Here is a 22892-nt window from a genome sequence, read left to right as displayed (position 1 = left end):
CAATGGCTGTTTCAGGCGAAGCGAACGGGAAGAGCGGGCTGGTCATCGATGATTTCGAAGATGGCCTCGATGGGTGGCATACTGACGGTGGGAATTCGTTACGCGTAATCGAACCGTCTGGCCCGACTAGCGGTGTCACACATGGTTCGAATGTACTCGAAGTGACCGTCAACCGAGATGCGTTCCCGAATATTGTAACAAACCGCGTCAAGCAGGTGGATCTGGTAAACAATCCCTCACTGTTGGCCGACGTTACACCCCAGCTGGACCAATCCGTCGAATCCTCGTTGACCTTCCAGCTCCGACTGCATCACTCGCACAGACGAGCAAATGAGACGGGAAAGAAAGGGCGGAAGCACGGGAAGGCAAAGAGAAGCAGCGGCGGGACGCCAAACGAAAACTCCGTCATGGTCGTCGAGTCTCCGGAGATCGTTGCCTCGCCCGGATTCACGGAACGGCTCTCTTGGGACCTCTCCGACGTCGACGAGGCGATTCGTCGGAAGGCAAAGCGACTCCAGATCCGCTGGTATCCGACGCGGTATCCGCCCGAACGTGGGGCCAAAGGGAAGCAAAAAAAGGTGGACTACTCCGGAACTGTCCACGTCGACTGGGTTCGGACCACGGAATCGGTGAACGAAGTCGCCGAAGTCCGCTATCAGCGGCAGTGGCAATCCCTCAAGGCCGAACATGGTCCCTACCGTGACACTCGAATTCTCGAACAGACGGATAGTACTGAGCACGGGGAGTTCGTATTCGACGACGGAACTGCCGTGTACTATTCGGTCGAGGTACTTGCCGACGATAAGTTCGAACTGACGATCGCTTCTGAGACGTTCAAACTCGGAGACGGGTGGATCTAAGTGGGAGGATCATATTCATGAGCACCGCAGAAACAAGCGAGCAGGATAGCACGTCGACGACTGCCTCGGATAGCGTTCGGTTCTACGATGATTGGACCGACGATCAACCGCTTTCGGAGTGGACCAAATATCTCGATGATGGGGATTTCGAAGCCTCGACGAAGACGGACGTCGCTCCGGAAGGCGGACTCGTTCAACTCCGCTTGAAAGAAACGACTGGCGGCGGAACCAATGGCGTGCTCGGGTGGAAAAACGATCAAACTGGCTGGGACAGTGCCTGGACGATGCGAGGTATCTTCTACACCGCCAACGTCGGGGACGATAGCCGCTACACGACGCAGGCGCTCCTCCTGTACTACGACGGAAACGGAAAGGACGCACCGATTACGGTCCCACTCGGAATCGTCGATGGCTCTGGGAACGAGATCCCATTTAGGTTCGAAGGGAGCCACATCGTCGATGGGTCGAGTACCGAACACGTCCCCGACGGTGACTGGCAAGACGACACCTGGTACAACTACGAGATCGACTACGACGGAAACGGCACTATCGAAGGGTCGATCTGGAAGGAGGGTGACGACAAACCCACGGATCCCCAGATTTCGGCGACCGTTTCGGGGTCGTTGGACGACAGCAGAGTCGCCGCATTCCAGATCAACGGCCCGGGTTCGTACAGACTCGATGGCGAATTCACCATGGATCACGGATACATCGAGTGGACTGACTCCGAAGACGGCTCAGAGAACGAGAGAGACACCATCTCTGTCAAGGCGACGGCGTTAACGTTCCTACCGGGAGAGTCGGAGGATAGTACAGAAAACGAGGATAATTCGATAGATAGCACAATTCCAGATTGGGTGGATAAGTGGTTCCACGGTGACGGTGTTGAGGAACTCCCCTATGATCTTACGGAGCTCGAGGAAAAGTCGCTCCCCGAGTACGATCGGACGTTCCCGAGATATCGTGTCAAGAATGAGGTCACCATCGACATCGAATCTGCCGATGGTCGGACTATCGACGATTCGACTATCAACACTAATTCGGATATTTCTCCGGTCACTCTCGAAGGCGTCCCGAAAACCCACGCACCTTCCGAAGAAAACGACGAAGATGCCATCGAAGAAAACGTACTTCGGGATGACGACTGTTTTGCGCCATGGTTCAGAGATGCGTTGTCCGGCGATTGGAGATTCACGGAACCCGAAGAGAAGTCCAAATTAGCCGACCGCAGGATCGAGATAGAAGCGGGGAACGAAACGATCGAGGGAGTGCAAGTTGCCTCGATAGTTGGTGGATCGGACGTATTTCTAGAGGTTCTACGTCAACAGGCAAACGAACGGACTCCCTGGTATCTCTCTGCTCAGGCGTTCCTCCAGGGCAAGTTTGAGCAGTGCGGCGTCGGATTGAAAACGCGATTAGCGCTAATAAGCCTCATCTTCAACTTACCGTATTTCTACACGTTCCTCGACGTCATCGTAATGGCAGACGGCTCGTCCCTTGTCCGTATGGTAGATGCAAGCGTCTATCCCCGACATGCGCTATATATAAACGAGGCCAAGAAAGGAGGTGCTAGCAACTTCGATAAAGGCGATGAATGGAAACCGAACCAGAAGCTGGTAAGCAGTGGAAATCCGTACGTGCCGGAGTTGACGTCCGGAAACGATCGGTTCGATAATATGGGTGCCGAATCGATCGCAGTCGGCGCTACACCGTTCCCTCACGCCGGTCTCCTGTATCAGTATCATTACGACATCGGTTCCCGGACCGGACCACATCCGGTGCTCGAACATGCAGAAGGAGAAACGCTGAACCCCGAAACACTTTCCCTGCAGAATGTACTGTTTCCGGACGGTGGCTAGAGACGATGGATCATTCTCGAAGGGGACTTGTCAGTCGGGTCTGTGGGGGAATTTCCGTCGCGCTAGCTGGCTGTCTCGGTCTCGGGGGCCCAGAGACCGTATCGAGCGAATCACTGAAAGAGGAGCACGACGCCGTCGTTCAAACCACTGATAAGAATCTGTTCGTTCCCGAAACGGTCACAATTCAGGTCGACGACAGCGTCGTCTGGTATAATAACGGCGACCGTGAACACACTGTCACCGCCTACGACGATGGAATTCCAGAAGAGGCATCGTACTTCGATTCCGGTGACCACGAGTCGGAACAGCGCGCACGGAACGATAACCTGGATGGGAGACTGAGAACGGGAGACACCTACAGCCACACCTTCGAGGTCCCAGGCGAGTACGAATACTTCTGTATTCCGCACGAGCGCACGATGATAGGCACGGTCGTCGTCGAGGAATAGGCCACCCCCTCGTTGGCTTTCCGGATGGAGACTGTCCTATCACAGTGTGTCATAGAATACGTCTCACGGCCTCTACTTGGCGATTATACAGCCCTACATTCGATCTTAAGCCCGTGATTTCGCCATCCACTAGTTCTGTTCAACACAGAGGCTGTGAATTATATTTGTTGAGAACTATTGTATGACAGGCTCTCTCGATGAACGGTCAGTATAGATGCAGAGGTTATTAACTATCAACTCGTTCCGCCTATTAATGGAACCGGCCGAGATGCCGTACGAACCCGGCGAGTTAGTTCATGTTCGTCACGACGAGGATTCAGAGGGACGGACGCATCGCTTCGGCTGCGAGGTTCTGAGCGTTTCAGAGGCCGACGAGGTTGATGACTACACGTACACGCTTTTCTCGCTTGGCTGGGAGCGTGTCCTTGCTACGGATTACAGACACACTCAGCTATACCCGTCACCTCGAGGGTATTCGAACATCGACGAGTTTCTTGGCGACCGCCACGTACAGGGCGAGAGGCTGCTGGGGAAGTTCAAGCGGCGCGATCTGGAAGTGATCGACGAGTGTCTGACCGTGGTGGACAAGAAGGAGGACGCGACGAAGGATTGGTTCAACGAACTGCAGAAGAGAAATATTGACCGCATCAATTCCGTCTTTGCGGAACTCGTGCTGTTGTATCATCTACGGACAGTTTACGGGCGTGAACGCGTGTCCTTGAACGCGCGTGTTGGCGAGAAGGACTTTGATCTGCGCTTGAAGACAGACGAAGAAGACGTGTGGATCGAGGTGACCAAGCCGGACTTCGCTGACGCCCTATCCGATGGATTCGGGTGGGGACTTCCGAAGACCACCCAGAACTCTATCGACCGCAAGCTCAAAAGCAAGTTTGAGGAGGCCCGCGACCGCGCCCCCGTGGATGCTGTTCTGGTCCTTGGGATATACTGTGAGGAGCAGATCAATCAGGGCTTTGCGATGGGGCAATGGCTTAACGAGGAATATTACGACGTTGGCGAGATTTGTGACGGCTGGCTCTCCTACACCCATCTGACCGACACGCAAATCGGGTATCAGTCCTTTACGCATACCGGTGAGCGATGTCGGGCTCTGTTTGACCGGATGGTTGAGGAGTGAGACTAGATTCTCACTCGGTTATTCCAGCGGCGATGGCCGCAGCACTGTAGTTCTTCCCGCCGATTTGTCGGCCGATGATTACCCCCTCCGGCAGACAGTCGTAAATGGTGAATTCATCGGTACGCAGGCTCACCGAACAGTCGTTTCACACTCACTGGTGAATAAAAACCCGTATTCACAATGACTGCTAATCCGGCAGTAGTCGATCTAGAACGACACTCGTCCCGTCCTCGGCCCGGGGCACTGTATTCTCCAACAAGTTCTCGTCACGTTCGTCGATGTCGAGAATACCGGGTTCGATGATGCGAGGACCGTCCTCCCGTTCGCCGGTGAGGGTCAGGCACAGCTGGCCGTCGACCTTGCCGCCGACAACCGAGATCGCCGCAACCTCATCGGGGAACGAGACGGTTGTCCAGCCATCGGGTTTCCGGACCCGCAACTCAGTCATCAGCTTTCTTATCGCGCCAAGCGGCATCAACACTCTGGCTGGCATACAGACGATTTTGTGACTCCCTCGGGGCCAGAGGAGATCATGAGGACCACAGCACCTTCGTTCGAGGAGTACGACTTCGATCTCGGTGACCACGTCCGAGTCGACTGGGCAGATGGAGACAGCCCACTCGATGAAGTCGTCGGAACCGTTTCAGATATCTCGCATTCAGGCGGCAACGTGGTCATCTCTGTCGAGGCTGCCGACGACCAGTATCCCGAGCACTCGATCTACGGCGGGACCCATGATTGCGCTCCCGAGTGGGTCGAACCGCTAGAGCAATCCTAGTCTGACGACGCGGACTCGCCCGTATTTTGTGAGCCTCTACCGGGTGAGGGGTTTCCCGAACATGAGTCCCGAACAGCGGTCCGTCGACGAACAGGTAATACCCGGTGACAATCGGCAGGCAATATCACCGGCACACTTTTTCAACCGCCACTATAAGTGGTACATATGAGTCTCACAACAGATGACTTTCGGAATTTTACCCGTTCCGATCCGACTGATGATGAAGATCTCAGACTTGGGGACGCTCTTGCTGCAGTCGCCGTTGATATCGATGTAGACGCTGTTGCCGAGGTCCGGGATGCTCGCGAACAGATATGACGTACCTTCTTGATACAAACATTCTCATTGCAGCTGTCACACAGGATAGTGAGCGATCAGAAGCAGCCCGCGAGCTACTGAATACCACTGAGAATCTCCATGTCTCCGTTCTCAATTTGATGGAACTGCGTAGTGTTCTCAGTAAGAAAAAGCAATTCGAGCGCGATCGGGTTGACCAGATTGAAGCCCGAATCACCTCACGGACGACAGTCACGTTTCCCGACGCATCGGATATGCTAGCTGCAAACCAACTCCAGTCTGACACACTCCTGTACCCAATGGACGCACTTGTTCTAACAGCCGCTGACGCAATCGAGGGAACGTTGGTTTCGTTTGATAGGGAACTTGTCGAACAGGGGGCAGTACGACCGGAGGAAGTACTTGAAGAGTCGTCTTAATCTGCTAGGACTGACTGCACACGTTTTATATTGAGATGGCCAATCGCTTACTCACGGTGCCGATTTCGTGGTTACCTGACGAAGGGCTTCCGGCCGTAGGCACTGGACAGTGGTCCGTGAATGAGAAAGGTCAGACTGAGAGAATTGGAGACCAGTCAAGGATTCGCTCTCAGGACCGTAGGTCAGTGGTGAGATTGGCCTGTCACACCCGTTGTGACCACTGGAATCGCTGTGGTCGCTCCATTCGTGTTACGACTACTCACTCCACTCCTGACAACAGGAGGTCGCTCCCGGTTCCTGCAGCTAGCAAACAGCGGCGTCGACGGCGGCAGGGCACGTGCCACCGCGTCCAGCAGCGTTGGTTCAGTGTCGGTTCCGATCCTATCCGGCGTGTGTCACAGGGTCAGGGCGATGATTCCACCACAACGGGTGTGACGCCACCTGTCGCGGCTTTGTGGTCGCTGTTTTCCAACAAATCGAGGCCGATGTAGCGCTTCTCAAGCAACCCCTCAGCTGTCTCGATATCCATCGCGAGGATCTCGGTTTGGGTCTGATCCCGGCCGACCTGCCGGGTTTTCTCGACGATGTCGTCGCCGCCGATGTCGACCAGCGTCTCCCAGACGCGCTTGATCGTCTGGCGGTGGGGTTCCTTCCCGAGTTCGGCGGTGAGGGCCGTTTGTAGGTCTGCTTTGGTCATGAAGACGCCGCTGCCGTCGGTTCGCTTCGTGGCAAATTCGGGCCAGCGCTTGGCGATGCTGATCGCCCGATAGGTGTTCTGGCGGTTCGAGCGCTCGACGAACATCGTCTTGACCTTCGATTGGCGGCAGTTCGCGAAGAAATCCAGCGGGGAGCTACTGGGTTCGATGCCCTCGGGCAGCTGCTCGGCGTCCTCTTGGCGGTCGCTATCGGCTTCGAGTTGCTGGGCTTTGGCGATGGCACTCTTGGCGACGTCGCGGGTGGTTTCCTGTTGGGCTTCGAGGTCGTCGATGCGCTGGTCGTTCGTGGCGGCGTCACCGACGGCGGTGGTGGCAACCTCGTGGGTCTGTTCGAAGTCGGCCTCTAGTTCGGTGACGCGTTCGTGGAGGTCATCGATGGTCTTGACCAGCGTCTCAAGAACACTCGAAACGGGGGGTGACACGTCGCCGTCGAGGTCGCTGATGAGCGCTTGGAGTTGCTCAAAGTTCGTATTCTCTTGTCCGATGTCCATGTCGAGGTGGTCGGCGAGGGCTTGGTCGGTCTCGTTGTCGTCGTCGGGGTTTGTTTGTCGTGGCATTGTGACCACAGGGCCCGTGCTCGGAATCGAACCGAGCAGTGCTGACCTCAGCACGGGCTACCGGTGACGTGGCTGTCGCTCTCTAGACGCGGCGGTTGGCTCGTGGCAACCCCGCTCCGTCTAGTGGATTTGCGTCGTGGCACCGCGCCGGCGACTAGCAGTACGTATTCGTTGTCGCCGTCCGGACCAGCGTGGTACTGGGTTCACCGGTCGCGCTCCACTGGTGGCAGGGGTACAGTCGTGGCTGAGGCCGTGGAGGCTTCGAATGGCTGGGCCCGGATGCGGATGCCCGTGGAGATAGGCTGGGCGGCGTAAGTGGTGCGTACTCATTGTGGGCCTCCGCTGACGGCGAGGAGCACCTGTCTGGCTTCGCGTGTTCGTCTGGTTGTGGTGTCTGTCTGGGCCAGTGCAAGTCGGGCTGCGCAGGCGTCGAGGCGTGCTTGGGTGTAGCTGCGCTCGTAGCCCGGCGGATCGAGGACGCTCTGGCAGTACTCGATGACGGCGGCGTCAGTGTCGGCGTTTGATAAGAGGCACTTGGCTGTCGATAGTCTACGCTCCTGACGGTCCTGTGCGGTATCGTTTTGTGGTCTGATTGCTTCGGTCATGATGCCGTGCGCGACCGGGTCAGCGGGGCCCTAACCCCGGTGGCTCGATTTTGGTAGCCTATTGTTCCCCGGCGAGTCGCGCATATTCGGTGATGTACCATCACAAACACTTAGTGCTTTGCATAGATTAGTGCAAATATGGGTCTGAAACGCGTAGGATGCACTTGCTGCACGAATTTCGGAATATTCGGTGGGAATAAGCGCCAAGTTACCGACGGTAGAGATATGCCCCCAGAGGCCCGTCGGGAACTGGTTTTGGAATTTGTTGTCCATCACGATATCCCACTGCCGCCACTTGCAATCTGGGCTGGTTTGAACCGCCAACATAGGGTCACATTCTCGTACAGAACGATGCAGAATATTTTGAGCGACCTCGTAGATAGTGGTGACTTGTTCAAAGTGGATACAGAGAAACTCCGTGAGGGCGAAATTTCGGAGATTGAGGGCGACAGTTCATCTCGACGGGCATACTATTTTGCAACCGAACAGGGCATAGAACGGGTTGAAAATGAAATAGACGATATCTAATCCCTCTTTTTCGTAGATAGACGAAATTACTAAGTGGCCGGAAGCCGTGACTATTGAGTAGGAACAGACGCGCCGCTGGGCGATTTCGTGTCTTCGAGAACACGAGTTGCCCACCGTGGTCACAACACGGCAGGCGCGTCGGTTCCTGCAAAACCCATGAGTAAGTCTGCTTCGCCGACTAGTAAATCTGTCGGCACGACCGACGCCCATCCACAGGAGCGTATCGCTCGCGAACTACTTACCCAGAGCCGCCCGCTTTTCCTCGGTGTCGACGGCGAAGGTGCAGCGCACTACTGGGACAGCTACGAGTTCGCTGTAGCCGTTGTTGCCACAGAAGACCACGCCGAGAAAGTCGAACTCGCCGAGACACCGTATGAAACACTCGCAGGCTGGTGCGAGTACACGCAGGATGAAGTGGCTGGGCTGTCGGCCCACACGTCGGGGGCTCACTCGTCGATGATCTCGCTCGGAGGCTGGATGCATGAGCAAGACCGTTCGCTGTACGGTCGAGAACCGCCAGCGTGTCCGGCGCGCCGCCCAAGCGCTACGGGAGACCACCCCGACTGTGCTGGTCGAAACGACGCCGCCAGTGCGCTCGGAATACGACGCCTGGACGCTCGACGCCGTGCTTCGAGAAACTGATGGCATCCCGCCCGAGGTGCTTCGGGAGCTGGCGCTTGCGGGCTTGACGTTGCAGCCGACGCCCTCGCAGGCTGGTCACCAGCACCTCATTGCGACGGCCTGAACTGGGTAGCGATACCTCTATCTTTTTGATAACTTGCGTAGCTATTTGGCATGGGTTGCGATGGTTTCCGAGACGACTCCTGACAGCTCGCGACCCCGCGCCGGGACCTGATGAGGCAGGTCCCACGACGGCGTGAGTTTAGCCGCTCCGACTGATCACTTTCTCGGTGAACTCTAGCTTGGTTGGCTAGCCAGCGAACCGACGTGAGATGTCAGCCGGTGTACTTGTGCTGACATACACGGATGGCTACTAGCGATAATAAGTTGACTCCCCTTGCATCACCGTGAGAATACGCATGGCACTTGGTGCGGATATGATTGCCTTATTCGCGAAGGTGGGTGAAACAACTGATAGATACGCGTGTGCATTAATCGCCGAGAGGTTTACCAGTTCAAACAGATGTTCTCATAGGCGTGTGAGATAGAATACACGTATCTTGCACTCAGGAGGCATAGGTAGCAGGAGCTCGAGCCGGTCGATACAGCGGGTTGAGCATACAGGTAGTCAAGCTAAATCAGTCTTTGATTCAGCCGACGGGAGTCGGATCGTGACAATTGATCCTCGCGGTTTGTTTTCGCTAATCTCGATCGTGCCTCCGGAGTGTGTTACGATCCAAAAAACAAGCCAAAGCCCAAGTCCGCGACTGTGCTTGAGACGTGTTTCCGTCCCTTCTTCGAATACTTCCCGTTCTTGATCAGGAATCCCAGGACCGTTGTCTGCAACGTCAATTACAATACTCTGAGCCGTACTTGTGGACTTAGTTATTGTCACTTCTACCTTTGGTACCGACTTATCATTGTGCTTGACGGCATTCTCGATGACGTTCTTAATTGCCAAACTGACCAAACCAGTTGCGTACGCGTCAGCTTGGTTCGGTCTCTCTAACTGGAACTCGGCATCCGGCCACGCCTGCTCAAGATCTGCCACCGTCCGTTCTACGCATTCAACAATATCAAGGGCACGTTTATTGCTAGAGCCCTGTCCATCGAGAGCTTCGAGTCGTTGCGCTTTCTCACTCAGTTCGACGATTTCTTCTCCTTTCTGTATAATTCGATGAGCGTATGTTTCGGTCTGTTGGGCATCAAGCAGCATCTCGGCATTGCCCAGAATCACGGTCATGTCGTTGCGGATGTCGTGACGAAGGACACGGTTGGTTACTTTCAACCGTTGCCGTTGCTGTGTGAGTCGCTGTTCGCGTTTCTCCCGTTCGGTAACGTTATTCAGGGTGATTACTTGGCCGGTTATCGTCCCATAGCCACGTTCAAGCGGCGTCACCTGAGCGTCATAAATCTGCTCTGCTCCATCCACGGAGAGTGAGACGTCAAAACTATTTGCCGATTCGGGAACTGGGGAATCAAGGATTGTTGCTACCTCGGGGAGCACTGTATTAAGTGGCCGTCCGACGATATCCGGCGACATGTGACCGATAATTCTCTTAGCTGAGGCATTAAAATCGGCTACCTGACCATCTTCATCCACGATAATAACTGCTGTCGCCATGTTGGAAAATACCTCGTCGCGGGCAATATCTCGAGCGACAGGAACTAGTTGAAGAAGATGACGACGATGAATCACCCATGTCAAGAAAACGCCACTCAGCGCGAGTGCCATCTTAGTCGGATCTAACGCCCCGATAAAGCCAGTCGTATGTAGAGTATTCCCTGCCAATGGCAGGAGGGCTGCGAAGGTGAGCGCAACTGCTTGATCACGGTAAATACCATCTGAGACGAGGGCTGTCCGTAAAATAATCCCTGTCCCGACTGCAACCAGCACGTATGAATAAACGGTATGTACCCAGAAAGCAGGACCTACAGAGTCTGTCATCACCACGAGTGAGCCACTGGAAACCGGGTCAATAGACGACCAGATCAAACCGTGATACTCGTTGGTCCATGTAAGGAGAGTAATCAACCCAGGTACGATGAGCAAGGCACCCAATTCTCTGAGACTTAGACGGTAATCTTGACTGGCGTACTGGGTGGCGAACACAACCCATGCGACTGGGACAATTGCGACCACGGGATAGGCAAGTTTGGACATAAGGATTTTAATCGTCAGATCGGTTGTCCCGAGAGCAATCATATCGGCCACTGACCACCACGCGACCGCAAGCATGAGCACGGCAAGTGAGCGAGTAGCTGTATGGTTCCGATAGTGCACTCCGATTCCGGTGACGAAAAGCGAAGTCACGACAGCCCCAAGATGTGGAAACAGATGCCAAGACAATTGCAGAGCCATTGGAGATGAGTCATTGAAAATTATTCTCCAAACCAAATAATATATTTGGGATGAGTCTCAATTAAGATGACCATCAATTTATTAAACTGACACTATATGCGACACCCCCCAGATCAAATAATATTAGTTGTTCCGGATTTCGGGGTAATTCGTTGCACGCCGATCACACCCGGTACCCGGTGCGATGAGGGGGTATGAGGGCTGCACGAAAACCGGGTGTCAGGCCCCGCCGAAATCACTGACTGCGAACTTCCCCACGCCGCCGCTCATACGCCGCACGCTCTAGTGCCCACTTGTGCGCACTCCAGGCGTCGGGTCGCCAAGCCATGCCAAAGCCCCTCGGTCGTTGCGACGGGTGCCGCCAGCCGCCAATCTCGCACCATGACTGTGTAGCCCTGCTCAACGGTCATCTGCTTAGACGTCGTCGCTGGTGATCGTCTGTGTGATCCGTGGCTGCGTTGAGACCGCTGACCACTCTAACTCACCGTCACAGGCGTACCAGATACGTGCAACCGACTTCGGTAGCGTTCAGTCCGACGGCGGCCCATCCTGTCCAGTCCCACCCGAGGTACTTCCAGAGCTGGCATTAGCTGGGCTGACGCTCCAGCCGACGCCCTCGCAGGCCGAGCATCAACACATCGTCGCGACAGCCTGACAGAACCGAATACTTTACTCTTTTTTTATTAGCATACTTCGGTTCCAGTTCCCCTATCCCTCATTCCGTCTGCGCTGACCGAACGCTTATGCCACTCATACAGCAATTAGAGGTATGGCCAGTTCGACGCGCGATGGAGAGCCCCACGAGGATGAGATTCGGATGTGGCGCGAGGGGGACTCGTGGATCATCACAGATGTCGAAACCGGCATCACCACGCAGGGTGAGACGCGTCAGGAGGCTCTCGAAATGCTTGACGATGCGGTCGCGGGCTACAAGGGCGAACGCGGCCACGAACCCACCGACGAAGAACTCCGAGAGCTGGGAGTTGACCCCGAAGACAATACCACCGGTAATGGCGATCTGCCCGACTTCATGCAGTAAATGGTCCGGGGCACGTTTTCTGGTCGGGATGTCGTGAAGGTCTTGGTAAATGTCGGTGGCTTCGAGTGGCGTCGGACGACTGGCGATCACGCCCAACTCTACTACCAGCACCCAACCAACGAGAGCGACCGACGACACGTTACCGTTCCGCTGCACGACGAACTCAAAACGGGAACGCTCCGAAGCATCGCCGACGATGCTGGCGCGAACGATTTTGCGGCGTTCTGTGAGTGGCTCGACCGCAATTCGTAGGCGAACCAATTCGTCACCGTCGGCTGCGAGTCCCTCGAGTCGAAGCGCTGACGCGACACCTCGATAACGGGGTATTTGACAGGCGATTCCCCTATCTTTCTGTCGAACTGCGTGCCTGTTTTGCATGGGTCGCGATGGTTTCGAGACTACTCCTGACAGTTTGCGACCCCATGCCGGGGCCTGCGGGGGGTCCCACAACGGCGCGAGTGCCTGAGTTGAACCGATAGAGCAATCCTAGTCTGACGGCGCGGACTCACCCCTATTTTGTGACCCTCCACCGGGTGAGAGGCGTTCCAGAGAGAGCGTCTTGACCACCAGCTATGTCAGAGAAACACNAGAAACACGCGATCCAGACCAAGTTGAAGGGCTACGTCGTCATGAGCCAGAGCGGGCCAGACAGCCTCGGCTTTGGCACGTACACACGCAACCATCCCGAGTATTTGAAAGAGCGCGTTGAGGCACAGCAGTCTCCAGCAGCCGGCGGCGCGGGCAACGTCAGGCGAGCTCGCCACATCGCTCGCGAGTACCACGGCTGGGATCTACCAGACGAAAGTAAGCTCCGACACCAAGCGATGGTGGGCGATGCGTGATGTCCAGTGACTCGTCCCAGTATATGACCTGCAGAACCGACGAGTGTGACGCGCCGATCTTCGACGCCGAGCGCATCGCGTGTGTCGACGGAGCGTACGGGCCGTGCATGGCTGTCGGGCGTCACGCCAGCGTCTGTTCGAGCGGCCATCTCTCTGTCTGGGACGTCGCTGAGGCCTGAGTCCCGTCGAGTGCGTACTCGTACTGGAAGCAATTTTGTGTCCCCCGAGAGGGTGAGGGGGTTCCCGAACATGAGCACCGAACAGCAGTCCGTCGACGAACAGTCTCCAAGCACCGAAGCCGACGACCGACCAGACATTCATGCCCAGCACCGGCAGGCACAGGCCAGTGGCGAGGTTTTTGCGGGGCGTCCACGGGGTGAGAGGTAGATGTGTTGTCCCGACTGCCGGTAGGCCCCACAAGAGAGATTCAACCTCGACAGTTGAGAAACGGTTAACGAGGAGCATGCAAAAGTCGGGCGTGTGACTGACGATCTCGCGTATCCCTCTGTCGAACTCATCCTTGAGGTCCACGATCAGGTCGTGACAGAAGGTGACATCACGGAACCGGGGGTCCGGTCAGAGGACGCGATTGCATCCGCACTACAGTACGTTTCGGAGGGGTTTTTCGGGGAGGTGCCTGAGACGATCCATCAAAAGGCGGTCCATCTGATGCGACTACTCGTTTCGGAGCATCCGTTCATCGACGGAAACAAGCGAACGGCACTCCGAACAGTGGTCGTTTTCTATATGCTGAACGGATACACGTTTGAGTACGGTGATGAAATCCGAGCGCTCTTACACCGGTTTGCGACCGGCGAAACCACAGTCGACGTAGACACTGCAGTCATCTACTTCCGGGCATGTGCTCGCCGCAACTGATAAACCGATACACTGGATAATGATAGATAGAGAAATGGCGTCTAGCACCGATTCCTCGACGGCGATTGACGAGGAAGTCCGCCAGTTGTACGAGCGATATCAGGCGGCCGAAAGCGACGCCGAACGCCGCGAGATTGCGCTTGAGATGGGGAAGCTCGATGGACGTCGCCACGCAGAGATCTACGCAGCGCTCGAAAACGAGTGAGAAGTCCCACGTTCTGCGTTTTCGTGTCCAGCGTCGTTGGCGACTAGTGGCTGCTCGGTCGCCTTTTGTGAACGTCTTTGCCCTCTCGTAGAAGGATCAACCCATCTTGAACTCCCCACACCGTAGCGGTTGCTTCCACTACGACAGCACAGCACAATCGTCGCGCACATCTGCGTTTCGTGGTCTATGCTCGTGTTGCGTCGGCGACGTGGTCGTGTTTGTCGAGGCTGCCGACAACTTGGGTTTCCGTGGCATACACGACGCTGTTCCTGCGTGGGTCGAACCACTGTAGTGATGCCGGTCTAACGGCGGTACTGGAAGCAATTTTGTGTCCCCCGGTGGGGTGAGGGGTTTCCCGAACATGAGCACCGAACAGCAGCCCGTCGACGAACAGTCTCCAAGCACCGAAGCCGACGACCGACCGGACATTCGTGCCCAGCACCGGCAGGCACAGACGAGTGGCGAGGTGTTTCAGGGGCGTTCCCGTGGTGGGCAATGAGTTCCCAGATAGTCAGTGAATGTCTCTGTCGACGTATCCAATCTTGATAGGTTGATTTACACCCGATCTCGTACGGCGAAGACACACGAACTCTCATTCGATTCGTGGTCACTGGGAGTCAGTACACCGGCTCATGAGACGACCAGCCACTAGAAAGCAACAGGCAGATAGATATGTGTCGATAAAAATAACGACTCTGAATGACCGCCCTCCGTTCCCTCCAGATCCGAATCCGATCAAGTCGGGAAGGAGGAGTTCCGGTACTTGTGCTACGTCTGCCGCATAAAGGATGCTAGTCAGTTTCCGTGACTCTGTGTGGTCATCTTGATACAGGTATTCGGAGCCTCTGGTGATTCTCTCGCCCGCGCCGTCTCTCCGAGCCACTGCCGACGTGGCTGAGAGGTCCTGTGCCGTGCTGTCGGTCACGGCGACCCTGACTGGGAGTCGTCGTAACAGTCGCCGACTTTGGCTCAGAGCCACGGAGGACTGCGATTGTGTCAGAGTTCTAGGTCGCGCCAATGCCGTCGCCGACGATGTTGAGTTTCCCGATGCCTTCGACCCGGTATTCGGCTGGTGGGTCTTCGCCCATGTTGAGATAGATGTCCCGTATCTGGGCCATCAGATGGGACATAATCACGTCGGCAAATTCCTCTTCGTACTCGAACCCGTCGGCGAATTCCAGTTCCGGCATCGCGAAGATGAGTTCCTTGTTGGGGTAGGATGGCAGTGGGCCAGTGCGATGTTCGCTGCCGTCGGTGAGTTTGTAGTGGATACCCACATCTGAAACCTCCAGGACTTCGCCGTCATTGAAGTGAACTATCACATTGACGATTATCGACTCTTTATCGACGGGACTATCGTCGATGTACTGCATCGGGTTCCGGAGCGCATCGTAGTACTCCCGGAAGTCGTCCAGAAACTCTTCCATGGGATAGTTGCTGAACGCTTCGATGCCGGCCTTGATGTGTTCTGGCCGCCACATCGGGCTCAGGATATCCGCGTCCGGGAACTCCTGTTGGGCAGCAAACCGTGCCCGAGCCTCGACCTGGGTCATTATTCGCTGTTCTTCGTCGGTTCGGTCTTCTGGTTCAAGTGGATAGTCTTGAGTAGCATGTTGACCAATTGAACCATCCCACAGTACGGAAATCACATGCCTGTTCCCGCGTTCATCGAATACCTCTATCCCACAGTCTTCGTTGTCGTGTCCAATGATATTAGCTTCCATGTTTACTCATACTTATTATGTTGCTGAACAGCACTTCCAGAGCTATTAGAAGCCTCTTCGTAGGCAGTTCTGGCTTGGGCCATGCTCTCCTTGAACTCGGAGTAGGAGCCAACGGTCAGGTCTGAGACGGCAGAGACCGTGTTGGAAATGCCGTCCCGAATCCCTTTCTTGTTCATTTGCTCGCCAGCGAAGGTGATTGTCCCGGCAAGGGCGACAGTCCCGGCGGTGACAGCGAGACCACCAGAGAGTCCGAGTGCGGTGNAGTGCGGTGACGGCGGCACCGGCCACCGCGCCGCCAGCTGGCCCCATCATCTTCCCGAGGAGTTTGCGGCCCGACCCCATTGAATCCTGCTGCATATTTTGCTGGAGGAACTCCCCTCGCTGTTCGGCAGTGGCGTTTTCGAAGGCCGTGCCGAGTTGCTCTGGGTCGGTGTCGGCATCCATTTCTGTGAGGTCTGGCGGTGACGCTTGCCCACTGTCGTCTGCGCCTCCACCNGTGTCGGCATCCATTTCTGTGAGGTCTGGCGGTGACGCTTGCCCACTGTCGTCTGCGCCTCCACCAGAACTCCCCGATTTCATTTCCGAGACTGGTGCCATTTTGTATGGCCCACTGGTTTGAGATGGATTCTCTGGCTGAGTAGTATCAGTCCCAGACTGCGAATCAGTACCGCCGCCCTCCGGAGCCACTGCCGACGTGGCTGAGAGGTCCTGTGCCGTGGTGTCGGTCACGGACGACCCTGACNCAGTACCGCCGCCCTCCGGAGCCACTGCCGACGTGGCTGAGAGGTCCTGTGCCGTGGTGTCGGTCACGGACGACCCTGACTGGGAGTCGTCAGAATGGGCAACGTTGGATCAGGCTATCAGTGGTCGCAGATGGATTCGACACACGACTGTTACGTCTCGCCGATACCGTCGCCGTGGATATTGAGTTTGCCGACGCCCTGAACTTTGTACTCGTCCGGCGGTTCTTCGCCCATGTGGAGGTAGATATCTCGAATCTGCGCGACGAGGTGGGTCAAAACGAGTTTGTGGAACTCGTCCTCGTAGTCAAAATCCGCACCGATATCTAGCGCAGGCATTGCGCAGACGATGAGGCTATCGTCCATTTCGCGGACGCGCCCAGCGCTGCCGTCGCTACCGTCCTGACACTCGTAACTCAAGGCCACATCGTCAATCTCATCGATACGGTTGTCCGGTGTGATAGTGAACGCCTTGTAGATACGAGCTGATTCGACTACGACGGATTCTCTGGGGTCCGAGGCGTATTTCGCCGGGTTCTGCAACGCCTTGTAGTAATCCCGGAACTCCCGGTGGAAGTCATCGAGTTGGTACGCTTTCAGTGCTTCTATTCCCCGCTTGATATGCTCCGGGTCCCACATCGGTTCCAAGATATCTTCTTCGGGGAATTCTTGCTGGGCAGCGTACTTTGCTCGCTCTTCGACTTGCGACATTATTCGTTGTTCCTCTTCTGTTCGGTCTTCGCGTTTGTGTGGATAGTCGCCAGTTCCGTGTTCCCACACTTGCCCGTCCCAGGACATGGTCACTGCATGGCGGTTCCCCCGTTCGTCAAACACTTCCACACCACAATCCTCCTCGTCATGACCGATGATGTTAGTATCCATATTCATTCGAATTTCGTAGTTTTGTCGGCGTTCCCGTCACCAGCACCACCAGATTGGACTCCACCGGTAACGGCATCGTATCCAATTTTGACGTCACTGGCCCACATATCAGCTTTGGTGGTGACGGTATCGACGGTGTCGGTGAAGCGGGTGCGGACGCCGTCAGGAATGCGCTTGGCGAGACCGTCGCCGTAGCGCTCGACGCCTTTCTGGGTGGCCCAGCCTGCAGCGCCGCCAACGAGCGCGCCTGGAAGCCCGCCGACGGCGCCGCCAACGACTGTGCCGACTGTCTTTGCCGCACCAGATTTGAGCACTTCAGCCGCCAGACTCTGGCCCACAGAGCCGTCCTCGTGTTTGCCGTTGTGTTCTAGGTCGCGCCAATGCCGTCGCCGACGATGTTGAGTTTCCCGATNTTCCCGATGCCTTCGACCCGGTATTCGGCTGGTGGGTCTTCGCCCATGTTGAGATAGATGTCCCGTATCTGGGCCATCAGATGGGACATGATCACGTCGGCAAATTCCTCTTCGTACTCGAACCCATCGGCGAATTCCAGTTCCGGCATCGCGAAGATGAGTTCCTTGTTGGGGTAAGATGGTGGAGAGCCGATGCGGTGCTCACTACCATCGGTGAGTTTGTAGTCAATAACGACTTCTGAAACGTCCAGGACTTCGCCGTCATCGAAATGGACGGCCAAATTGACGATGATCGACTCTTCGTTGACGGGACTGTCGTTGATATACTGCATCGGGTTCCGGAGCGCATCGTAGTACTCCCGGAAGTCGTCCAGAAACTCTTCCATGGGATAGTTGCTGAACGCCTCGATGCCGGCCTTGATGTGTTCTGGCCGCCACATCGGGCTCAGGATATCCGCGTCCGGGAACTCCTGTTGGGCGGCGAACCGTGCCCGAGCTTCGACCTGGGTCATTATTCGCTGTTCTTCGTCGGTTCGGTCTTCTTTCTCAAACGGATACGAATCTTCGTCAAGTGTATGCTTTTCAATACCGCCCGTCCATTCGACATTAACTATGTGACGAACGTCCCTCTCGTCATACACTTCTACGCCGATTGCCTGGCTATCATGTCCGAGTATATTTATTTTCATTTTATTAATTTGTATTTTTAATCAAACCGATTACTCCCGTGCTTGCCTCCATTTCCTGCACCGCTAGAAGCCTCTTCGTAGGCAGTTCTGGCGTCAGCCATGCTCTCTTTGAATTCGGAGTAGGAGCCAACGGTCAGGTCTGAGACGGCAGAGACCGTGTTGGAAATGCCGTCTCGAATCCCTTTCTTGGTCATTTGCTCGCCAGCGAAGGNCAAGGGCGACAGTCCCGGCGGTGACAGCGAGACCACCAGAGAGTCCGAGTGCGGTGACGGCGGCACCGGCCACCGCGCCGCCAGCTGGCCAGAATTGGTGTCTCATGCGGGCTCATTGGTTCCTCACTACCCCATACGTCATTCATTCCAGACGTTGGTCACCGCCCCTGAAAGCATAACAATGAGCGCCCATTGAACGGTCCAGATAAGCCCGACCACAGCGCCAACGATGACGAACAACAGCGAGACGAGCATGTCGGGTATTTCAGGCCTGTCAGTCAAGTACCGGACATACATTCCGGTCCCGATAAACTGTGCCAATGCGAGCAATACGAACAGCCCCCAACTGTACTCTGGCATTACTTCAGTGCAGGCTTTATTTTATAATATACTTGGCGATATTATCTCCCAAGAGGCTTGTTCGCGCTCGTATATGCCAAACAATCAGCACCGATTTGTACTCTCAGATATTAATAAGCTATCCGTCGGGACGTGAAACAAGCCCATCGTGAAGGGTCGTCGTCTTGCCGATGCCTTCGACTTGGTATTCGGTGGGTGGCTCTTCGCCCATATTGAGGTAGATATCCCGGATCTGGCACATGAGGTTGCTGACCACGAGTGCTTGGAACGATTCCGGGAATTCGAAGTCATCACGTTCGATTGTCAGGGGTGGTAACGTAACGACGAATCGGTCAGCGGACGGAGGATCAGTGGCACTTTCGACGGTGACTCGCGTTTCACCACTTGTGTCTGTGTATTGGATGCTTGTTTCCGATGAGTCAACGAATTCGTTGTCTGCAGAGATGTAGATGTGCTTTCGAACCCGGTCAACCGATTGGACATCATCATCTATTCGCTCGCCAGTGTGATCCCGGACGGCATCGTAGTACTCCCGGAAGTGCTCAGCGAACGTCTCCGTCGGCAGGGTACGGATGACTTCCATCGCTCGCTCTATCTCGCCTGGAAGCCATGCAGGGTCCTCAATAATTTCCTCGTCTTCGAAGTGCGCGTGTGCGGCGTATTCGGCACGCACGCGAACTTGCTGCATGAGTCGCTCTTGTTCGTCTGTGCGCTCTGAAGCATCAAGTGGATATACGTCTTGTCCGTGGTTAGTCACATTACCATCCCAGTCCATGGAGATTTCGTGGAGATCTCCATTATGGTCAATAACTCTCACTCCGAAACCATCAGCATCTGAGCCAGCTATTTCTGTTTCCATGGTTGGTTTTTATGTTGTATTTAACAAACTAACAGGCTATTTGCTTTCATTGAAGTAATCGTCTGCACCAGTCTTGGTCGCACTTTTTGCATCTCTCGTCGCCTTTTGAGTGTCTTTCTCACCCGGCGAGAAGTCAAAGACATCGCCGATATTGTCGGCGATATCTCCGACACGTTTGGGGGCTTCGTTTTTGAGGCCGTCCCAGCTCTGGTAGTCTCTATCAATTTTTTCGGAGCCGATGGACTTGGCCACGCCGCCACCGAAGCCGGTAGCGCCCCCAATAGCGGCAGCGGCGGCGATGGCTGGGAGGCCACCAGTGCCCAGACCGACTGCGATGGTTCCGACAGCAGCCGCGACTTTACCCATTGACTTGATTGCACCTTTCTTGCCGCCGGCTTTGAGATGGTCGCTGAAGTCTTTATCGCCGATTTCGTCGATGCCTTCGCTCAGCGCATCGATGTCGTCGTTCTCGAAGGCCTGTTGGATAATTTCCTGTTGGACCTCCTCTGATTTCTGGCGGAACTCGTAGCTGCTCATCTCGTCGAGGTCGTGTGTCGGTGCGAGATCTGCATCTGTCCCGTGGCCCGGCTTGTCTCTGATGTCCCGCACGGACTCCATCTGGTAGTCGCTGTCACTGAGCGACGGTTCTGACGGCTGGGAGTCAGTGCTACCGCTATCCGGCGCCACTGCTGAGGTGGCCGACAGGTCTTGAGCCGAATTGTCGGTCACTGACGAACTTGACTGGGGCTGATTAGAAGCAGCTAAGCAGTTCAGATCTGTTGTGACTGAGATCTAGAGACCGCTTAGTACAGTTACGTTTCGCCGATACCGTCGCCATGGATATTCAGTTTGCCAACGCCCTGGACTTTGTACTGGTCCGGGGGCTCTTCACCCATGTCGAGATATATATCGCGGATCTGGGCGATGAGGTGCGTAAGGACCAGTTTGTGGAATTCGTCTTTGTAGTGGAAGCTTTCGTCGATATCCAGTGCGGGCATTGTACAGAGAATGAGACTGTCGTCTAACTCTCGTGTCTGGCCGACAGTCCCATCGCTACCATCCGACCGTTCATAGCTCAGCGCGACATCATACACTTCATCGAGACGGTTCTCCGGCGTAATGGTGAAGGCTTTGTAGATGCGAGCGGATTCAACAACGACGGACTCCCGGGGTTCGGGGGCGTATCCGGCGGGGTCGTCTAACGCCTCGTAGTAATCCCGGAACTCCCGGTGGAAGTCATCGAGTTGGGACGCTTTCAGCGCTTCTATTCCCCGCTTGATATGCTCCGGGTCCCACATTGGCTCTAGGATTTCTTCCTCGGGGAACTCCTGCTGGGCAGCGTACTTTGCTCGCTCCTCGACTTGGGACATTATTCGTTGTTCTTCTTCTGATCGATCCTGAGGTTGGTAAGGATAGTCGTCGTTCCCGTGTAGAATTATTTCGCCGTCAAAGCTGACTTCGATTTTGTGCACGCTATTGTTTTCGTCNTTTTTTGCTGTTGTGACCGTCTATTTCTGTTTCCATGGTTCTTACTTAAATTCGTAATCATCAGTGCTTACCGACCCAGTACCGCCAGACTGGTCACTGGACTGATACCGGCCGGTAGCGACATCCCACCCCATTCTCACGTCACTGGCCCACATATCAGCTTTGGTGGTGACGGTATCGACGGTGTCGTTGAAGCGAGTGCGGACGCCGTCGGGCAGGCGCTTGGCGATACTGTCACCGTAGCGCTCGACGCCTTTCTGGGTGGCCCAGCCTGCAGCGCCGCCAATGAGCGCGCCTGGAAGCCCGCCAACGGCGCCGCCAACGACTGTGCCGACTGTCTTTGCCGCACCAGATTTGAGCACTTCAGCAGCCAGACTCTGGCCCACAGAGCCGTCCTCGTGTTTGCCGTTGTGTTCTAGGTCGCGCCAATGCCGTCGCCGACGATGTTGAGTTTCCCGNCGTCCTCGTGTTTGCCGTTGTGTTCTAGGTCGCGCCAATGCCGTCGCCGACGATGTTGAGTTTCCCGATGCCTTCGACCCGGTATTCGGCTGGCGGGTCTTCGCCCATGTTGAGGTAGATGTCTCGTATCTGGGCCATCAGATGGGACATAATCACGTCGGCGAATTCCTCTTCGTACTCGAACCCGTCGGCGAATTCCAGTTCCGGCATCGCGAAGATGAGTTCCTTGTTGGGGTAAGATGGCAGTGGGCCAGTGCGATGTTCGCTGCCGTCGGTGAGTTTGTAGTGGATACCCACATCTGAAACGTCGAGTACCTCGCCGTCATTGAAGTGAACTATCACATTGACGATTATCGACTCTTTATCGACGGGACTATCGTCGATATACTGCATCGGGTTCCGGAGCGCATCGTAGTACTCCCGGAAGTCGTCGAGGAACTCTTCCATGGGATAGTTGCTGAACGCTTCGATGCCGGCCTTGATGTGTTCTGGCCGCCACATCGGGCTCAGGATATCCGCGTCTGGGAACTCCTGTTGGGCGGCGAACCGTGCCCGGGCCTCGACCTGGGTCATTATTCGCTGTTCTTCTTCTGATCGCTCCTGAGGTTGGTAAGGATAGTCGTCGTTCCCGTGTAGAATTATTTCGCCGTCAAAGCTGACTTCGATTTTGTGCACGCTATTGTTTTCNTTTTTTGCTGTTGTGACCGTCTATTTCTGTTTCCATGGTTCTTACTTAAATTCGTAATCATCAGTGCTTACCGACCCAGTACCGCCAGAAGCCTCTTCGTAGGCTGCCTGGGAGTCGAGCACTTTGTTTTTGAGGTCCGAGTAGGAGCCAACGGTCAGGTCTGAGACGGCAGAGACCGTGTTGGAAATGCCGTCTCGAATCCCTTTCTTGGTCATTTGCTCGCCAGC

The 22892-nt window shown here is 55.5% G+C and carries 31 protein-coding genes and 2 pseudogenes; 17 read left to right on the top strand and 16 right to left on the bottom strand.

Going from position 1 to position 22892, the window contains the following annotated elements; all coding sequences use genetic code 11:
- Positions 1-2 precede the first annotated feature (2 nt).
- The 4 genes from C442_RS19960 to C442_RS19945 all read left to right on the top strand — a co-directional run bounded on the left by C442_RS19960 (position 3) and on the right by C442_RS19945 (position 4303).
- Positions 3-860 (top strand): hypothetical protein, encoded by an 858-nt coding sequence (locus C442_RS19960; RefSeq protein WP_008313683.1) that lies wholly within the window; start codon positions 3-5, stop codon positions 858-860.
- A 17-nt stretch (positions 861-877) separates the two neighbouring features.
- The gene (locus C442_RS19955) at positions 878-2719 is read left to right on the top strand and encodes a hypothetical protein (RefSeq protein ID WP_008313681.1); all 1842 of its coding nucleotides are present in this window, start codon (positions 878-880) and stop codon (positions 2717-2719) included.
- A gap of 5 nt (positions 2720-2724) precedes the next feature.
- Complete coding sequence (locus tag C442_RS19950; RefSeq protein WP_008313679.1) at positions 2725-3168, top strand: cupredoxin domain-containing protein; 444 nt, start codon at positions 2725-2727, stop codon at positions 3166-3168.
- 253 nt (positions 3169-3421) lie between these two features.
- Positions 3422-4303, top strand: coding sequence for a hypothetical protein (locus C442_RS19945; protein WP_049943134.1), 882 nt, complete (start codon positions 3422-3424; stop codon positions 4301-4303).
- A 10-nt stretch (positions 4304-4313) separates the two neighbouring features.
- On the opposite strand, the gene C442_RS22960 is transcribed toward C442_RS19945, so the two are convergent.
- Together C442_RS22960 and C442_RS19940 are read right to left on the bottom strand one after the other, a co-directional pair.
- Positions 4314-4436, bottom strand: coding sequence for a hypothetical protein (locus C442_RS22960; protein ID WP_275039418.1), 123 nt, complete (start codon positions 4434-4436; stop codon positions 4314-4316).
- A 54-nt stretch (positions 4437-4490) separates the two neighbouring features.
- The gene (locus C442_RS19940; protein WP_008313675.1) at positions 4491-4751 is read right to left on the bottom strand and encodes a hypothetical protein; all 261 of its coding nucleotides are present in this window, start codon (positions 4749-4751) and stop codon (positions 4491-4493) included.
- An 84-nt stretch (positions 4752-4835) separates the two neighbouring features.
- Between C442_RS19940 and C442_RS19935 the strand changes: the two genes are divergently transcribed.
- The 3 genes from C442_RS19935 (at position 4836) to C442_RS19930 (ending at position 5797) form a co-directional block, all read left to right on the top strand.
- A complete protein-coding gene (locus C442_RS19935; protein WP_008313673.1) occupies positions 4836-5081 on the top strand; it encodes a hypothetical protein in 246 nt (81 codons plus the stop codon).
- A gap of 165 nt (positions 5082-5246) precedes the next feature.
- A complete protein-coding gene (locus C442_RS22375) occupies positions 5247-5399 on the top strand; it encodes a hypothetical protein (protein WP_167320685.1) in 153 nt (50 codons plus the stop codon).
- On the top strand, positions 5396-5797 hold the full coding sequence (locus C442_RS19930) for a type II toxin-antitoxin system VapC family toxin (protein WP_008313671.1): 402 nt from the start codon (positions 5396-5398) through the stop codon (positions 5795-5797). The genes C442_RS22375 and C442_RS19930 overlap by 4 nt, the downstream gene beginning before the upstream one ends.
- Positions 5798-6200: 403 nt before the next feature.
- Here the strand turns inward: C442_RS19930 and C442_RS19925 are convergent, their stop codons facing one another.
- Both C442_RS19925 and C442_RS21235 read right to left on the bottom strand, forming a co-directional pair.
- On the bottom strand, positions 6201-7070 hold the full coding sequence (locus tag C442_RS19925) for a hypothetical protein (protein ID WP_008313669.1): 870 nt from the start codon (positions 7068-7070) through the stop codon (positions 6201-6203).
- Between the two features lie 326 nt (positions 7071-7396).
- Positions 7397-7675, bottom strand: coding sequence for a hypothetical protein (locus C442_RS21235; RefSeq protein WP_008313668.1), 279 nt, complete (start codon positions 7673-7675; stop codon positions 7397-7399).
- A gap of 225 nt (positions 7676-7900) precedes the next feature.
- Here C442_RS21235 and C442_RS19920 point away from each other — a divergent pair, with 225 nt between their 5' ends.
- The 3 genes and pseudogenes from C442_RS19920 (at position 7901) to C442_RS19910 (ending at position 8948) form a co-directional block, all read left to right on the top strand.
- Entirely contained in the window at positions 7901-8203 is a 303-nt protein-coding gene (locus C442_RS19920) for a hypothetical protein (protein WP_008313666.1), read from the top strand.
- Between the two features lie 156 nt (positions 8204-8359).
- A pseudogene (locus C442_RS22730) lies at positions 8360-8688 on the top strand (hypothetical protein).
- A complete protein-coding gene (locus tag C442_RS19910) occupies positions 8685-8948 on the top strand; it encodes a hypothetical protein (protein WP_008313661.1) in 264 nt (87 codons plus the stop codon). The pseudogene C442_RS22730 and the gene C442_RS19910 overlap by 4 nt, the downstream one beginning before the upstream one ends.
- Before the next feature lie 504 nt (positions 8949-9452).
- On the opposite strand, the gene C442_RS19905 is transcribed toward C442_RS19910, so the two are convergent.
- On the bottom strand, positions 9453-11186 hold the full coding sequence (locus C442_RS19905) for a histidine kinase N-terminal 7TM domain-containing protein (RefSeq protein WP_008313659.1): 1734 nt from the start codon (positions 11184-11186) through the stop codon (positions 9453-9455).
- Between the two features lie 769 nt (positions 11187-11955).
- Here C442_RS19905 and C442_RS19900 point away from each other — a divergent pair.
- The 7 genes from C442_RS19900 to C442_RS22355 all read left to right on the top strand — a co-directional run bounded on the left by C442_RS19900 (position 11956) and on the right by C442_RS22355 (position 14650).
- On the top strand, positions 11956-12225 hold the full coding sequence (locus C442_RS19900) for a type II toxin-antitoxin system HicB family antitoxin (RefSeq protein WP_008313657.1): 270 nt from the start codon (positions 11956-11958) through the stop codon (positions 12223-12225).
- Positions 12226-12477: a type II toxin-antitoxin system HicA family toxin gene (locus C442_RS19895; RefSeq protein ID WP_008313655.1), complete on the top strand. Its 252-nt coding sequence runs from the start codon at positions 12226-12228 to the stop codon at positions 12475-12477.
- A gap of 589 nt (positions 12478-13066) precedes the next feature.
- Positions 13067-13246, top strand: a complete 180-nt coding sequence (locus C442_RS22370) for a hypothetical protein (protein WP_008313651.1) — start codon at positions 13067-13069, stop codon at positions 13244-13246.
- 70 nt (positions 13247-13316) lie between these two features.
- The gene (locus C442_RS22365; RefSeq protein ID WP_167320684.1) at positions 13317-13454 is read left to right on the top strand and encodes a hypothetical protein; all 138 of its coding nucleotides are present in this window, start codon (positions 13317-13319) and stop codon (positions 13452-13454) included.
- 93 nt (positions 13455-13547) lie between these two features.
- Positions 13548-13946, top strand: a complete 399-nt coding sequence (locus C442_RS19880) for a type II toxin-antitoxin system death-on-curing family toxin (RefSeq protein WP_008313649.1) — start codon at positions 13548-13550, stop codon at positions 13944-13946.
- A 34-nt stretch (positions 13947-13980) separates the two neighbouring features.
- Positions 13981-14151, top strand: a complete 171-nt coding sequence (locus tag C442_RS22360; RefSeq protein WP_008313648.1) for a hypothetical protein — start codon at positions 13981-13983, stop codon at positions 14149-14151.
- A gap of 361 nt (positions 14152-14512) precedes the next feature.
- On the top strand, positions 14513-14650 hold the full coding sequence (locus C442_RS22355; RefSeq protein WP_008313647.1) for a hypothetical protein: 138 nt from the start codon (positions 14513-14515) through the stop codon (positions 14648-14650).
- A 505-nt stretch (positions 14651-15155) separates the two neighbouring features.
- Here the strand turns inward: C442_RS22355 and C442_RS19875 are convergent.
- The 11 genes and pseudogenes from C442_RS19875 to C442_RS21920 all read right to left on the bottom strand — a co-directional run.
- Positions 15156-15704, bottom strand: coding sequence for a hypothetical protein (locus C442_RS19875; protein ID WP_008313646.1), 549 nt, complete (start codon positions 15702-15704; stop codon positions 15156-15158).
- Positions 15705-16768: 1064 nt separating this feature from the next.
- On the bottom strand, positions 16769-17497 hold the full coding sequence (locus tag C442_RS19870; RefSeq protein ID WP_152418510.1) for a hypothetical protein: 729 nt from the start codon (positions 17495-17497) through the stop codon (positions 16769-16771).
- Positions 17498-17499: 2 nt separating this feature from the next.
- Positions 17500-17835 (bottom strand): hypothetical protein, encoded by a 336-nt coding sequence (locus C442_RS19865; RefSeq protein ID WP_008313643.1) that lies wholly within the window; start codon positions 17833-17835, stop codon positions 17500-17502.
- A 781-nt stretch (positions 17836-18616) separates the two neighbouring features.
- A complete protein-coding gene (locus C442_RS21925) occupies positions 18617-18793 on the bottom strand; it encodes a hypothetical protein (protein WP_161606644.1) in 177 nt (58 codons plus the stop codon).
- Positions 18794-18949: 156 nt separating this feature from the next.
- Positions 18950-19171, bottom strand: coding sequence for a hypothetical protein (locus tag C442_RS19855; protein ID WP_008313641.1), 222 nt, complete (start codon positions 19169-19171; stop codon positions 18950-18952).
- 118 nt (positions 19172-19289) lie between these two features.
- Positions 19290-20030 carry a hypothetical protein gene (locus tag C442_RS19850; RefSeq protein WP_152418509.1) on the bottom strand — a complete coding sequence of 247 codons (741 nt, stop codon included), beginning with the start codon at positions 20028-20030 and terminating at the stop codon, positions 19290-19292.
- Between the two features lie 36 nt (positions 20031-20066).
- Positions 20067-20567 carry a hypothetical protein gene (locus C442_RS19845; RefSeq protein ID WP_161606643.1) on the bottom strand — a complete coding sequence of 167 codons (501 nt, stop codon included), beginning with the start codon at positions 20565-20567 and terminating at the stop codon, positions 20067-20069.
- A gap of 275 nt (positions 20568-20842) precedes the next feature.
- On the bottom strand, positions 20843-21400 hold the full coding sequence (locus tag C442_RS19840) for a hypothetical protein (protein WP_008313636.1): 558 nt from the start codon (positions 21398-21400) through the stop codon (positions 20843-20845).
- 159 nt (positions 21401-21559) lie between these two features.
- Positions 21560-21904 (bottom strand): hypothetical protein, encoded by a 345-nt coding sequence (locus C442_RS19835; RefSeq protein WP_008313635.1) that lies wholly within the window; start codon positions 21902-21904, stop codon positions 21560-21562.
- Positions 21905-22001: 97 nt separating this feature from the next.
- Entirely contained in the window at positions 22002-22550 is a 549-nt protein-coding gene (locus C442_RS19830; RefSeq protein WP_049943137.1) for a hypothetical protein, read from the bottom strand.
- A gap of 156 nt (positions 22551-22706) precedes the next feature.
- Positions 22707-22892 (bottom strand): annotated as a pseudogene (locus tag C442_RS21920) (hypothetical protein); the annotation flags it as partial.

The organism is Haloarcula amylolytica JCM 13557 (genome assembly GCF_000336615.1).
Lineage (GTDB): Archaea > Halobacteriota > Halobacteria > Halobacteriales > Haloarculaceae > Haloarcula > Haloarcula amylolytica.
The sequence above is the reverse complement of the archived record's forward strand: the minus strand, read 5'-3'. Positions and strand labels throughout refer to the sequence as shown.